General features: G+C 59.3%; 10 protein-coding genes. 5 read left to right on the top strand and 5 right to left on the bottom strand.

Features of this window, described 5'->3' with window-relative positions; genetic code table 11:
* Positions 1-141 precede the first annotated feature (141 nt).
* Positions 142-1398 (top strand): efflux RND transporter periplasmic adaptor subunit, encoded by a 1257-nt coding sequence (locus tag DU490_RS03905; RefSeq protein ID WP_114573030.1) that lies wholly within the window; start codon positions 142-144, stop codon positions 1396-1398.
* Positions 1398-4541, top strand: coding sequence for an efflux RND transporter permease subunit (locus tag DU490_RS03900; RefSeq protein ID WP_114573029.1), 3144 nt, complete (start codon positions 1398-1400; stop codon positions 4539-4541). The genes DU490_RS03905 and DU490_RS03900 overlap by 1 nt, the downstream gene beginning before the upstream one ends.
* 194 nt (positions 4542-4735) lie before the next feature.
* Here the strand turns inward: DU490_RS03900 and DU490_RS03895 are convergent, their stop codons facing one another.
* Positions 4736-5353: a TetR family transcriptional regulator gene (locus DU490_RS03895; protein WP_114573028.1), complete on the bottom strand. Its 618-nt coding sequence runs from the start codon at positions 5351-5353 to the stop codon at positions 4736-4738.
* A 165-nt stretch (positions 5354-5518) separates the two neighbouring features.
* Here DU490_RS03895 and DU490_RS03890 point away from each other — a divergent pair, with 165 nt between their 5' ends.
* Positions 5519-6550 carry a succinylglutamate desuccinylase/aspartoacylase family protein gene (locus tag DU490_RS03890; RefSeq protein WP_114573027.1) on the top strand — a complete coding sequence of 344 codons (1032 nt, stop codon included), beginning with the start codon at positions 5519-5521 and terminating at the stop codon, positions 6548-6550.
* A gap of 5 nt (positions 6551-6555) precedes the next feature.
* On the opposite strand, the gene dusA is transcribed toward DU490_RS03890, so the two are convergent.
* The 3 genes from dusA to DU490_RS03875 form a co-directional block, all read right to left on the bottom strand.
* Positions 6556-7554 carry a tRNA dihydrouridine(20/20a) synthase DusA gene (gene dusA / locus DU490_RS03885; RefSeq protein WP_114573123.1) on the bottom strand — a complete coding sequence of 333 codons (999 nt, stop codon included), beginning with the start codon at positions 7552-7554 and terminating at the stop codon, positions 6556-6558.
* 156 nt (positions 7555-7710) lie between these two features.
* Positions 7711-9072, bottom strand: a complete 1362-nt coding sequence (locus tag DU490_RS03880; RefSeq protein WP_114573026.1) for a Fic family protein — start codon at positions 9070-9072, stop codon at positions 7711-7713.
* A gap of 516 nt (positions 9073-9588) precedes the next feature.
* Positions 9589-10395 (bottom strand): sulfite exporter TauE/SafE family protein, encoded by an 807-nt coding sequence (locus tag DU490_RS03875; protein ID WP_114573025.1) that lies wholly within the window; start codon positions 10393-10395, stop codon positions 9589-9591.
* Positions 10396-10703: 308 nt separating this feature from the next.
* Here DU490_RS03875 and DU490_RS03870 point away from each other — a divergent pair, with 308 nt between their 5' ends.
* Positions 10704-11309, top strand: coding sequence for a hypothetical protein (locus DU490_RS03870; protein WP_114573024.1), 606 nt, complete (start codon positions 10704-10706; stop codon positions 11307-11309).
* A gap of 12 nt (positions 11310-11321) precedes the next feature.
* On the opposite strand, the gene DU490_RS17410 is transcribed toward DU490_RS03870, so the two are convergent.
* Positions 11322-11921, bottom strand: coding sequence for a helix-turn-helix domain-containing protein (locus DU490_RS17410; protein WP_258801245.1), 600 nt, complete (start codon positions 11919-11921; stop codon positions 11322-11324).
* A gap of 368 nt (positions 11922-12289) precedes the next feature.
* On the opposite strand from DU490_RS17410, the gene gltX reads away from it, so the two are divergent.
* Positions 12290-13768, top strand: coding sequence for a glutamate--tRNA ligase (gene gltX, locus DU490_RS03860; RefSeq protein WP_114573023.1), 1479 nt, complete (start codon positions 12290-12292; stop codon positions 13766-13768).
* Positions 13769-13972: the final 204 nt, after the last annotated feature.

The raw sequence follows: 13972 nt of genomic DNA, 5'->3' as shown, positions 1-13972 counted from the left end.
AGTCACGGGAGAACTTGTGCAAGGCTAGTATACATACAAGGTTGTAGCTATAATCCGTTGCACGCTAACAACCCGCCATGCGACCCCCTGCTGTTGGGCGTGTTGCCCCTGACGAACCACGATATGCAGCGGAGACTCTATATGCTTCTGTCACCTCCGAGAGGGCAGCTTGCCGTGAAATGGATTCTGGCGCTTGGCTTTCTGGCTACTCTGCTGGCGGGCTGTGAGCCGGACGACAACGCCGGTAGCGCCGCCATGGGAGGCGGCGAACGTCCCCCGTCCCAGGTCAGCGTGCTGGGAGTCGAGCCACGCTCGGTCGATGTGGTCGAGGAGTATGCCGCCCGTGTGCGTGGCTCCCGGGAGGTGGAAGTGCGGGCGCGGGTGCAGGGCATCCTCGAGGAGCGCCTCTATACGGAGGGTCAGATGGTCGAGGAGGGCGAGCCGCTGTTTCACATCGACCGCGAGCCCTATGAGATCGAGCTTCAGCGGGCACAGGCGGAGCGGGCCAATGCCCAGGCGGAGCTGAACCAGGCCCGGCGCGAGTGGCAGCGTATCTCGACGCTCTACAACCAGAATGCGGTCAGCGAGCGGGAGCGTGACACGGCGCTGTCGGCTCGCGAACTGGCCGAGGCGCGCTTCGCACTCACCGAGACGGGGGTGGCAAATGCCGAGCTCAACCTCGATTACACCGAGGTGCGGGCCCCCCTGGCTGGAATGACCGGACTCGAGAGCTTCCCGGAAGGTAGCCTGATCGAGCGGGGCACGCTGTTGACTACCGTGACCCAGCAGGACCCCATCCATGTACGCTTCTCGCTGCCCGAGGGCGACGCCGCCCTGCAGCGCACCGCCCGCCGGGCCATGGCCGCCAATGGCGAATCGCATCAACGTGAGGCGCTGTTGATCCTTCCCGATGGCAGCGAGTATACCGAGACCGGCATCGTCGATTTCACCGCCAGCACCATCGACCCCCGCACCGGCAGCGTCTCGGCCCGGGCCGTGTTTCCCAACGCCGACGGGGACGTGGTGCCCGGGCAGTTCGTGCGTATCAAACTGAAGGCCCAGACCCTCGACGATGTCTTCCTGATTCCTCAGGAGGCGGTGGGTCAGGGGCCCGAAGGGGCGCGTGTCTTCGTGGTGGTCGACAATACCGCCGAATCGCGCACCGTCAAACTGGGTCCCATCGTCGACAGCCATCAGGTGGTGTTGGCGGGGCTCGAAGCGGGCGATCGGCTCGTGGTCAACGGCCAGGTTGCCCTGCACAACGGCATGCCGGTCCAGGCCCATGAGGTAGAGAGCCGCGAAGCGTCCTTGGAAGAAGCGGCGAACCCTGAGGCTTCTGCCGCCCAAATTGAGCCTGACACCGCCGCGGCCAATCTCCAGGCCGACGAGGAGGGATGATGTTAAGGCTATTCATCGATCGGCCGATCTTTGCCTCGGTCATCTCGCTGGTCATCGTGCTGGCTGGCCTCGCCGCCCTGAGGGCGCTTCCGGTGGAGCAGTATCCTGACGTGGTGCCGCCCCAGGTGGTGGTCCAGGCCCAGTACCCCGGTGCCAGCGCAGAGGTGCTGGCCGAGGCCGTGGCCGCGCCGTTGGAGCAGGAGATCAATGGCGTCGACAACATGCTCTACATGGAGTCGAGCGCCACCGACGCTGGCAGCCTGCAGATCACCGTCTCCTTCGAGATGGGCACCGACCCCGACCAGGCGGCGATCAACGTCAATAATCGCGTACAGGCCGCGACTGCCCGGCTGCCCCAGCAGGTGCGCAATCAAGGGGTAAGGGTCGAGGCGCGCTCCACCAATCTTCTGATGGTGCCGGTGATGTACTCGCCGGATGGCAGCCAGGACCCGCTGTTCATCTCCAACTATGCACTGCTCAACGTACTCGATGAGCTGGTTCGGATCCCGGGCGTGGGCGACGCCTCGCTGTTCGGCGCCCAGGACTATTCGATGCGCATCTGGCTCTCTCCGGACAAGCTGGCCCAGTATGATCTGACGCCTTCCGAGGTGGCCGGTGCGATTCGCGAGCAGAACGCCCAGTTCGCCGCCGGCCGGCTGGGGGCCGAGCCGTCGCCCGAGAATCAGGCCTTCACCTTCACGGTGACCACGCGTGGCCAGCTTTCCCACCCCGAGGAGTTCGAGCGCATCATCCTGCGCGCCGATGAGGAGGGTGGCACCTTGCGCCTTGGTGACGTGGCGCGTGCTGAACTGGGGGCCCAGAACTACGCCTTTACCGCCACCTACAATGGCCAGGCGGCGGTGCCTATGGGTGTCTACCTGCAGCCGGGCGCCAATGCCCTGGAAACCGCCACTGCGGTGCGCCAGGCGCTGGACAACGTGGCCGAGCGCTTCCCCGAGGGCGTCGAGTACACCGTGCCTTACGACACCACCGAGTTCGTCGAAATCTCCATCCGCGAGGTGTTCATCACCCTGCTGATGGCCGTCGGGCTGGTGGTACTGGTCACCTTCCTGTTTCTGCAGCACCTGCGTGCCACCTTGATCCCCGTAGTGGCCATCCCGGTGTCGCTGATCGGCACATTCGCCGGCATGCTGGCCTTTGGTTTCTCGGTCAATCTCCTGACCCTGTTCGGCCTGGTGCTGGCCATCGGAATCGTGGTCGACAATTCCATCATCGTGCTGGAAAACGTCGATCGCCTGATCAACGAAAAGGGCATGCGGGCCCGTGAAGCCTCCATCGAGACCATGAAGCAGGTGGCCGGTGCGGTGGTGTCCTCGACGCTGGTGCTGGTGGCGGTGTTTGCACCGGTCACTTTCCTGGGTGGCCTGACCGGTGAACTCTATCGCCAGTTTGCGGTGACCATCGCCATTTCGGTGGTGTTGTCCGGCGTGGTGGCACTGACGTTGACACCTGCCATGTGTGCCATGCTGCTCGACAAGCAATCGCACACGGTGGCCAAGCCGTTTCAGTGGTTCAACGCCGGCTTCGACCACTTGACCCGTGGCTTCAGCTGGCTCGTTGCCAAGCTGCTGCGCCATGCGGTGATCGGCATGCTGCTGTTCGTCGGTGTGCTTGCCCTGACGCTGTTTTCGCTGACCCGCCTGCCGCCGGGCCTGGTGCCCCAGGAGGATCAGGGCGTAGCGCTGGTGGTCTATCAGCTGCCGGCCGTCTCGGCACTGGGCCGCACGGAGGCGGTGCGTGACCGGATATCGGCCATGCTCACCGACATGGACGAAGTCGATGAATTCACCAGCTTCGCCGGCTTCGACATCATCGCGGGCTCGCTGCGCAGCAATACCGGGGTGGGCTTCGCCAACCTGGCGGACTGGGATGACCGCCGCGGACCGGGGCAGGACGCGCAGTCGCTCACCGGGCGAATCATGGGCATGGGTGCCGGTATTTCGGAAGCCAATGTGTTCGCATTCACCCCACCGCCGATCATGGGGCTGTCGTTGACCGGGGGCGTGGAGGGCTACCTGCAGGTTCGCGGTGATGCCACGCCCCAGGAGATCCAGGCGATGGCCGGCGAGCTGGCAGCAGCAGCCAACGAGCGGCCGGAGCTTGCCAATGCGCGTACCACCCTGGATACCAGCATTCCCCGCTTCACTGCCGAGGTGGATCGCGAGAAGGCGCGGGCCATGGGCGTGCCGATCAACCAGATATTCGAGACCATGCAGAGCACCTTCGGTGCGCTCTACGTCAACGACTTCACCCTGGCCGGTCGCAACTGGCAGGTGAACCTGCAGTCGGAGGGTGAGTTCCGCAGCAAGCCGGAGGACCTCAACAAGGTCTTCGTGCGCTCGGAATATGGCGAGATGCTGCCGCTGAGTTCGCTGGTCACCCTCGAGCGCGCGCCGGGGCCGGATATCATCAACCGTTTCAATGTCTATGCGGCGGCCAAGTTCATGGCCGATGCCGCACCGGGCTACACCACTGGCCAGGCCAAGGCGGCCATGGATGAGGTGGCGGCCCAGGTGCTAACTGATGCCAACACTCAACTGGGTTGGATCGGTGAGGCTTTCCAGCTCGATGATGCAGCAGGTGCCGGCGGATTGGCCTTTGGCCTCGGCATGATCATGGTGCTGCTGATCCTGGCAGCCCAGTACGAGCGTCTGAGCCTGCCGCTGGCGGTGGTGACGGCGGTGCCCTTCGGGGTGCTGGGGGCGGCACTGGCGGCAATGCTGCGTGGCTTTCCCAACGACATCTATTTCCAGGTCGGCCTGCTGGTGCTGATCGGCCTGGCCGCCAAGAACGCCATCCTTATCGTTGAGTTTGCCGCCCAGAACCGGCGTGCCGGGATGAGCTCGACCGATGCGGCCCTGGCCGCGGCCCAGCAGCGTTTTCGCGCGATCCTGATGACCGCCTTGACCTTCATTATCGGCTCGCTGCCACTGGTCTTCGCCACCGGGGCGGGGGCCGCCAGCCGACAGGAAATCGGCACCGTGGTGGTAGGGGGCATGCTGATGGCAAGCTCCCTGGCCCTGATATTCGTGCCGCTGGCCTACAAGCTGCTGGAAGACCTGGCCACCTGGCGTAGCGATCGCAAGGCGAGCCGTCAAGACGAGGAGCCGACCCATGCGTAACCGCTCACTGCTTCGCTCCGGTCTGGATGGCGGTTGGGAAGCCGGGGCCTGAAAGCTGCTAAGGCGTGAAAGGTAGCGTGCCGGATCCTGTAGGGGGCCAGTACGTTGTCGGCCCAGCGCCGCCAAGGTCAGCGTTCGCGCGCGAGCAGTTTCACGTCCTTGCCTACCGTTCTGGCAATGTCATCGTGCCAAGGTCAGCGTTCGCGCGCGAGCAGTTTCAGCAGCGTATCGACCAGTTCCATGCCACGTTCGCGGATCGAGAAGTGTTCGTGGTTGCGCAGCCAGTCGTGAAAAAGCCCACCCAGGCTTGACTGCAGCAGTCTCGCTGCCAGTTCCGGGGTGATGTCGGGGCGCAGCAGACGATACTCGCAGGCGACCGTGAAGTATTCGATGAGCGCGCCACAGGATTCCGAGGCAATCTCGTTCTGCATGGCCAGGGGGTCGATCTCGCCGAATACTTCGCAGTGGTGGATCAAGATGGCATGGACCCGGCGATAGCGGGGCTGCTCGAGTCGTGTTAAACCCTGGCGGCAGGCCAGGCGAATCGCTTCCAGTGGCGCATCGTCGAGGGCCGGATCGTCGATTTCGTCAATTAGTTCCTGAAAAGGCATGCGAACCCGATCGAGCATGGCGCGGAACAGGTCGGCCTTGTTGCGGAAATGCCAGTACACCGCGCCGCGGGTCATGCCGGCCTGGCGTGCAATCTGCTCCAGTGAGGTGCGAGCAACGCCACGTTCGAGGAAGATATCCTCGGCGGCATCGAGCAGGGCTTCACGGGTGGCAGCGGCTTCCGCCTTGGTGCGTCGGGCCATGATGGGGTGCGTCTCTCCTCGGGCGTGGCGTGGTCGCTATTCTACCTGAGCGATGCCTTTTTTACATTCAACTCTGTATGGATGTGGTTTGGGATCCATCCTCGTCATTTTGCTGGCATCGCGGTATAAGAGAGTAAACACTGTTCTATTACAGGAAGCCGCATCATGGCTCGCGCCCCCTTCGAACTCGCTGGCATCAAGGTGATGCCGGGAAACCGAATCCAGATCGATGTGCCGGTGGCACGTCTCTACACGCATGCACCGCTGCACATTCCCGTGGAAGTGGTTCACGGTCGTCAGCAGGGGCCAATATTGCTGGTATGTGGCGGGATTCACGGCGATGAGATCAATGGCGTCGAGATCGTGCGCCGGCTGCTTCGCTCGAAACAGATTCAGGGGCTGCGCGGTACCCTGGTGGCGGTGCCGATCGTCAACGTGTTTGGCTTCATGCAGCACACGCGCTACTTGCCGGACCGCCGTGACCTCAACCGCTGTTTCCCCGGCAGTGAATCGGGCTCGCTGGGAGGTCGTGTCGCGGCGCTGTTTCGCGAGCAGATCGTCGACCATGCCACCCACATCATCGACCTGCACACCGGCGCCATTCACCGTACCAACCTGCCGCAGATTCGCGCCCAGCTCAGCCCCGGCAGCGAGACCGAGCGCATGGCCAACGCCTTCGGGGCCCCGGTGATTCTCAACGCCGAGCTGCGCGAAGGCAGCCTGCGCCACTATGCCCAGAACCGCGGGATTCCCGTGCTGACGTATGAGGCCGGGGAGGCGCTAAGATTCGACGAGTGGGCAATTACCCCGGGTGTGCGCGGGGTGCTGCGGGTCATGCGGCGGCTGGGCATGCTCACCGGTGAGCATCGGCGTCGGCTTCCGCCTGCGGCCGAGCTGGCCAATGGCTCAAGCTGGGCTCGGGCACCCATCGACGGCATCCTGCGGCCCAAGGTACGCCTCGGAGCTCGGGTGGCGAAGGGAGAAGTGCTGGGTAAGGTGGCCGATCCCTTCGGTAACGCCGAAGAAGCCATCATGTCCATGGCTGATGGCATCGTCATCGGCATGAGTCGTCTGCCACTGGCCAACGAAGGCGAAGCGCTGTTCCACATTGCTCGTTTCGATGAGATCGAAGAGGCCGAAAATGCCGTGGAGGGTTTTCAGTCCAGCCTTGAGCCTCCCCCCGATTCGCTCTACTGAACGTCTCAGGCAGTCTCTGACGCTGGGGCTGTCTCTGGCACCAGGCTGAGGGCGTCGTCAAAGACCCTCAGGCAGGCGCCGTCCAAGTGGCCGTTCTCGGAAAGGTGCCGGCGGAAGCGGCGCCCGCCCGGCTGGCCCTGGAACAGGCCCAGCAGGTGGCGTGTGATGTGATTGAGCTTGGCACCCTCATCGAGGCGCCGGTCGATATAGGGACGGAAGGCCCGGGCGGCGGCATGGCGGCTGGTTGCCGGCCCCGCCACGCCGTAGAACGCCTGGTCCACGCCGGCCAGCAGCCAAGGGTTTTGATAGGCCTCGCGGCCGACCATCACGCTGTCCACGTGCTGCAGTTGCTCGCGGCACTCGTTCAGGCTCTTGATCCCGCCGTTGATACCGATGTGCAGCTCTGGCCGACTCGCCTTGAGGCGGTGCACTCGCGGATAGTTGAGCGGTGGCACGTCACGGTTTTGCTTGGGCGAGAGCCCCTGTAGCCACGCCTTGCGCGCGTGCACGAAAAACACTTCGCAGCCGGCATCCGCGACCTGGGTGATGAAACGCTCGAGGTCGGCATCCTCGTCCTGATCGTCGATACCGATGCGGCACTTGACCGTCACCGGAATCGAGACCGCCTCGTGCATCGCACGTACCGCCGCCGCCACCTTCTCCGGATGCGCCATCAAGCAGGCGCCGATCAGGTTGTTCTGCACCCTGTCGCTGGGGCAGCCCACGTTGAGGTTCACCTCGTCGTAGCCCCACGCCTCGGCGATGGCCGCACACTCGGCCAGCTCGCCGGCATCGCTGCCACCCAGCTGCAGTGCCAGGGGATGCTCCACGCCGTCGTAACCGAGGAAGCGCTCCCGCGGGCTGCCGTGGAGGATGGCGCCAGTGGTCACCATCTCGGTATACAGCAGGGCGTGCCGAGTCAGCGTGCGCGCGAACGCTCTCTGGTCCCGGGTAGTCCAGTCCATCATGGGGGCAACAGAAAAGGTGCGGTCGAGCTCAGGCATCGTCATCACTGGGTCGGGTGGAAGAAGGGGCATAGTATATCAGCCTTGGTCAATCCTTGACTGATCTTGCCCAGCAATTGTGGACACCGATCCAAGCGATCATTCGGGCCTCGAAGTCCACTGGAACTGGGTAAGATCACACAACCATAATAAAATCTATTTTCCATGCGATTGAATACGAAAAGCCAAGTCATTCGGGACGCTAAAAACATCTTTTTTTCTGTCTTTTCTTTTTCTCAGAAGTTCAAGTTTGTCTGACAGTTTCAAAAGATCTGTCCTGGCTGTTTGGTAAGATATTTCATATTCTTTTTTGTGCTGATTAATTGTATATTCTTCACCGGGGTTCTTTAATGCTCTTTCAATTAATTGAATTTGCCGGTAGTTTAGTTTGTCAACTAGATTGGTGCTGCGTAATAGTTCTTTTGTATCTTGGATCTGTTTGTTTTTCTCTCTTAGGTAGTCGTGAAGCTCTTGTATGCTCATTTGTATTACTTTCATCTGATGGTCGATGAAGTATGTAAGGTCGGCATCATCTGTTTCTGTGTATAGATATGATTTTATATAGCGAGCCAGTGATCTTTTTAATATTCTTGATATTGAAATATACTCAATAAGCCAGTATTTATTTTTGGCAAGGTACCAATAAAAAAGTGCTCTAGCAGTTCTTCCATTACCATCTACAAAAGGATGATCATATCCAATCATAAAATGCAATATTATTGCTTTTATTACTGGAGGGCAGTTGCTGTCATTTTCCGAATTTGCAAAGTTGCATATTTCTTGCAGTCTATTTTCTAATGTTTTTGCACTAGGCGGTATGTGCAGCAGCGTATCATCCGGCGCGAAGACACAGATGTCATCACTTGCTTTCCTGAGCTTACCTTCGTTTCCCTCATCTTGGGGATCGAAGGTGCCGTCGGTTAACATTCTGTGTAATTCAAAAATTATGGGCGGAGTAAGATCCTCATTTTCGATTTCTTTTATAAAATTCATTGCATAATAATTGTTAAAAATCATTTTTTCATGTTTGTCTTTAGGCTTCCTGTTCTTCTGAATCATTTCTTTTGCAACTCTCCTCGTTGTAGAGGCCCCCTCCAGCTGGCTAGAGCTGATTGCCTCCTCAATCAAAGAGTTGTAAATATAGCTTTTGCCAATTCTTGAGTTTGCGTCCTCATTCTCCATGAGAATCGAGCCAGAAGAGTTTTTTTCGATCCAAAGAAGCTCTTTTAAAAGTTTGTCAGTTATTATATATTTAAACGGCTGGTCATGCTTATCTTTCAAATGGGTGTGGCGATACTGGCTACTCCTTGCCGACTTTAATGCAAGCCAGTACTCTTCATGGCTAAGGTCTGAAGGTGGAGTAATATGCCTTAGCTTGTCCCAGTGAATATATTCATCATCCTTATGCAGCGGTCCAATGTTTTTTTGCAAGATATATATATATCTTTGATGATTTTTGCCTTCTATTAACTTGAGCATTATTTCCATGTGATCTGGGGGGGTTAAGGGAATTTTCATTTGCTCACCTTGATTGGCTGGCTGGAAATGATGGCTGTATAAATTCTACTAAAAATTTGAAAATTAGTACATTGTACAAATAATCTTTTGAAAAGCATTCAAAAACAATAGGTTGAAAGTTTTTTAGTCTTAACATGGTGCGTATGCCGCGATGCAACCAAGGGCTCTAGCTTTTGTTGTCAATGGGTAGGGTCAGGATTCTTGCTGGAGGGCGAGTTCATCAAGGAACTATGCAAGGAACTATGCAAGGAACTATGCAAGGAACTATGCAAGAAAGATCATTACCTGAAAGCCTGAAAGATCGGCCAGTTAACAGGCAGTGCACCATTACCGTGCGAGGCGCCCCGTAAAGCCTGTCATCTCGGGGCATGTCGTCCAGTCCATCATGGGCGCGACAGAAAAGGTGCGGTCGAGCTCAGGCATCGGCATCACTGGGTAGGGCGGAGGAAGGGGCGTAGTCTATCAATCCTGGTCAATCCTTGACCATCTCAGACACTAACCATCGCCGAGGAAGCCTCATGCAGTGAACACCGCATACACCATCTGCAGCGCCAGCCCCATCAGCATCACGGCGAAGACTCGCTTAAGCAGGGCGACGGGCAGCCGGTGGGCCAGCCTGGCGCCGATAGGGGCAGTGAGGATGCTGAACGGCGCCATCAGTAGCAGGGCGGGCAGGTAGACGTAACCCAGGGCGGCATCCGGTAGGCCCGGCGTAGCCCGGCCATTGAGGATGTAGCCCAGCGCTCCCGCCACGGCGATGGGTAGACCCACGGCCGCCGAGGTGCCGATGGCGCGGGGCAACTTGACGTTGCACCAGGTCAGAAATGGCACCGTCAGTGAGCCACCGCCAATGGCCACCAGCGCCGAAATACCGCCAATGCCGAGGCCAGCTCCACTTAGCCCGACTGGCCCGGGCAGGCTGCGGTTCGGCTTGGGCTTCAGGTTGGCCAGCATCTGAAGCGACATCAGCACCATGAAGCAGGCGAAGAATATGGCCAGGCCGCGGGTCGGCATCAGGGCGGCGATGAAGGTCGCCATGAAGGTGCCGGCCAGTATGCCCGGGGTAATGAAGCGTACGGTTTTCCAGTGCACGGCACCGTGGCGATGGTGGGATAGCAGGCTGGCGATGGAGGCGGGAATTATGGCAGCCATGGCGGTGCCCAGGGCCAGATGGGCGAGGTGCTCGTGGGGTACTCCTTGCAGCACAAACAGTGAGGTTAGAATTGGCACCATGATACCGCCGCCACCGATGCCGAGCAGGCCGGCCATGATGCCGACCGTGCCGCCCAGCGCAACGTAGGCCAGCCACCAGATGAGTTCCAAGGTCGCATCTCCTGAAAGTGCTTCACCAGAGTTGGCGGGCCATTGTACTGGAAGTTGCAAGGCGTTTTCTCTCCCGCACGATCTGTTAGAAGGTTGTTGCATAACGGCAGCCCGATGATGGCGTCGCCTACACCTGGCATGCGCTTGAGGCCCTACGGTGGGGTGGGCGGGAATAAAGTCACCGCTAGGTGCACAGGACGCGCTTGGAGCAGGCCAGTACCGGGTGCGAGTCAATTTATATCGTCGTTGGGACGAACCGTACAGGCCGATGGTAGTCTAGAAGATCACTGTTCGGTCTGGAGGGGTTCATGAAGGTACGGCGTCGACTGTCCTGCGTCGGATTGGTGGCTTTGCTGGCGCTGTCCGGCTGCGGTAACGACACTGGGCCGGAACACACCGGGCCGGAAGAAGAGGTGTCGAATGACGCGCCGGAAGTTCTCGCGACCGACGAGCGGCGTGCGGAACCTGCCGAGGAGGTGCCGGAAGCGGAGCCGTTGGCGGTGGATTTTGATGTCGCTGCGACGTTGCGTAACGACCGGCGGCTGATGGTCGAAGGAGAAACCAATTTGCCAGAAGGAGCGCGTCTTTTGATTGTGGTGGAGCGTGAGTTGAGCGGCGTGCGTTGGCAGTCGCGCACCGAAGTCCAGGGCAGCCGTTTTGAAGCGGGGCCATTCGGACCGGGAAGCGGATTGCCGGATGGTGGCTATACTATTACCGTCAATTTGCCTGAGGCCAGCGTGCAGCCCCAGGCGATACAGGAGCGAATCGGAGGGCAGGGCGAGCATCTAACTGGCCCGTTGGTGAGAAGCTCGCGGCACGGCTTGGGGCAAGTGGCGAGTTATTCACGGCGCTATCTGATTGGCAATGAACCGCGCCGGACCACCGATGAGGTGGTGGTGCTGGGTGTTGATTGAGGTCCTGGATGCTCAGCACCCCTCCTGGCGCCAGCGTGCCAAGAGCCTGCCGACCGGGCGATCGTTTTTCTGTAGTGGCCTGGCCTGGGCCGCTGCTACTTTCTCGCTGGTGTAGAGCAACTCTCCACTGTGTCCACGCTCCAGCTGTCCTATGAACAGGCCTATATCGCCTTCTATCAAGTAGCGGCCGGCTTGGTCGTAGGTGCCGATTGGACCAAAGGCGGCCAAGTCGCCCGTGGCCAGGTAGTCGAAACGCTCGCCGGGGGCCGGCGTTACCAAAAAGCATTCTCCCCGCCAGTTGGCACCCGCCAGAAAGCCTTCGGGAAGCGCGATACGGTTGGCATTGGGGTCATGCCAGGGAGCTGGCGGTTGGCTACGCAGATAGAGCGGTGTAAGTGGCGCGTCGACACTTTCATCCTCGAGCAGGCGGCGCAAGGGGCAGCCCAGGGCATCGGCCAGGGAGACTAGTCGTTCGTGGCCGATTTGCTTGATGGCGCCGGACTCCCAGTAGGAAATTGTGACATCGGAAACGCCGACTTTCCTTGCCAGTGCTGCCTTGTTGAGGCTTGCTTCTTGCCGAAGCTGCTTGATGCGTGGGCCCAATGCATGCATCTCTTCATTCCTGCCAACGATGAATAAAAGAAAGGGATAGTCGATGATCTGAAATAACTGTGCAAATTTAATGCTTCAACGATAATAAGACGTCGTGGCTCAGCATTAAATGGCTTCACTAGCTGTATGGAGCTGAAGTCACCTGCATATTGTGTGCAGCAAGCTTCAGTATTCTTTGTATGTATATGATAATGTATTGTTTTAATATGCTTTTTTATTGTAAGGAACTGCCTTGCGTGCCGCGAGGGAAAAGGATTCAGGGGCGGTCGAAGCGCGTAGGTTGTGAGAAAGCATTCGTGGTCGGCTGCCCGTGACTAGGCAGGTGCGTATAATGGCGCCATGCTAATTCCTCAACGGATAAGGACGACATGACCGTACGTACTCGCATTGCCCCGTCACCTACCGGTGATCCTCATGTGGGCACCGCCTACATCGCCTTGTTCAATCTCTGCTTCGCGCGCCAGCATGGCGGGCAGTTCATCTTGCGCATCGAGGATACCGACCGAGTTCGTTCCACCCCTGAATCTGAGCAGATGATCCTCGATTCGCTGCGCTGGCTGGGATTGGAATGGGACGAGGGGCCGGATGTGGGCGGCCCTCATGGCCCTTACCGTCAAAGCGAGCGGGGAGATATCTACGCCGAATACGCCCGGCAACTGGTTGCCGCCGGCCATGCCTTCAAGTGCTACCGTACCAGCGAGGAGCTGGATGAGTTGCGTTTGGCTCGCAAGACGGCCGGCATGCACCTGGCATTGAAGCCTGCCGACCTGGCCTTGCCCGGCGATGAGCAGGCGCTCCGCGAGCGAGAAGGGTGGCCCCACGTAGTGCGCATGAATGTGCCCACCACAGGAACCTGTCTCATACAGGACATGCTGCGTGACACCATTGAAGTCGATTGGGCACAGGTTGACGCGCAGATTCTGCTCAAGTCCGATGGCATGCCTACATACCACCTGGCCAATGTGGTGGATGACCACCTGATGGGCATCACTCATGTGCTGCGCGGCGAAGAGTGGATCAACTCGGCCCCCAAGCATCAATTGCTCTATGAGTATTTCGGTTGGCAGATGCCGGTGCTTTGCCATATGCCGCTGCTGCGCAACCCCGACAAGTCGAAGCTCTCCAAGCGCAAGAACCCCACCTCGATCAATTACTACCGCAGGATGGGCTTCCTGCCTCAGGCGGTCACCAACTACCTGGGCCGCATGGGCTGGTCGATGCCCGACGAGCGAGAGAAGTTCCGTCTTGACGAGATGATGGCTCATTTCGATATCCAGCGTGTCTCGCTTGGCGGACCAGTCTTCGATCTCGAGAAACTGACCTGGCTCAACGGTCTCTATATTCGTGAGGACCTAGATGACACGGCGTTCCTCAAGGCCTTGATGGAGTGGGCGTTTAACGACGAGTACGTTGGCCGGATCCTGCCCCAGGTACGCACACGAGTGGAAACGCTCTCCCAGGTCGCGCCTTTGGCCGGCCACTTCTTCTCCGGCCTTCCGGAGATCGAGGAGGGCAGTTTCGACAGCGTCAAACTGGGACGGGAGGAACTGATCAAGCTGCTGCAGTTCCTGGTTTGGCGCTTTGAAGTCGTGCCGGCCTGGCACAAGGAGGTGTTGCTCGGCGAGGTCAAGTCGCTGGCGGCCTATTTCGATCTGAAGATGAAGGATTTACTGGCGCCGGTCTTCATCGCCATTACCGGTTCGGCAGCGAGCACTTCGGTTATGGATGCCATGGGCATACTAGGCTCTGACATGACGCGGGCGCGGCTGCGTCACGCTATCGAGGTGCTAGGAGGGGTCTCCAAGAAGCAGGCCAAGCGCTTCGAGAAGGAGTACCGCGAACTGTAATAAAAGGACGGGAAAGCGCCATAATACCGTTGCGAGCGAAGATAGGCTGGTCGCCGCCGGAGCGCAGCTCCCGGAGTGTAGCCTGCTACATGAGGAGACGACCGGGCCGGTGCACCGGCACCGCCGGCGGCCAGGTTTTCACAAAGTGCGCGAGTGCAGCAGGTAATTGGTGTTTTTCTTGTTGACGAAGTCGAGATTAATCAG

The sequence above is a fragment of the Halomonas sp. DQ26W genome (genome assembly GCF_003339685.1).
Lineage (GTDB): Bacteria > Pseudomonadota > Gammaproteobacteria > Pseudomonadales > Halomonadaceae > Halomonas.
This window is presented reverse-complemented; position numbering and strand designations above follow the sequence as displayed.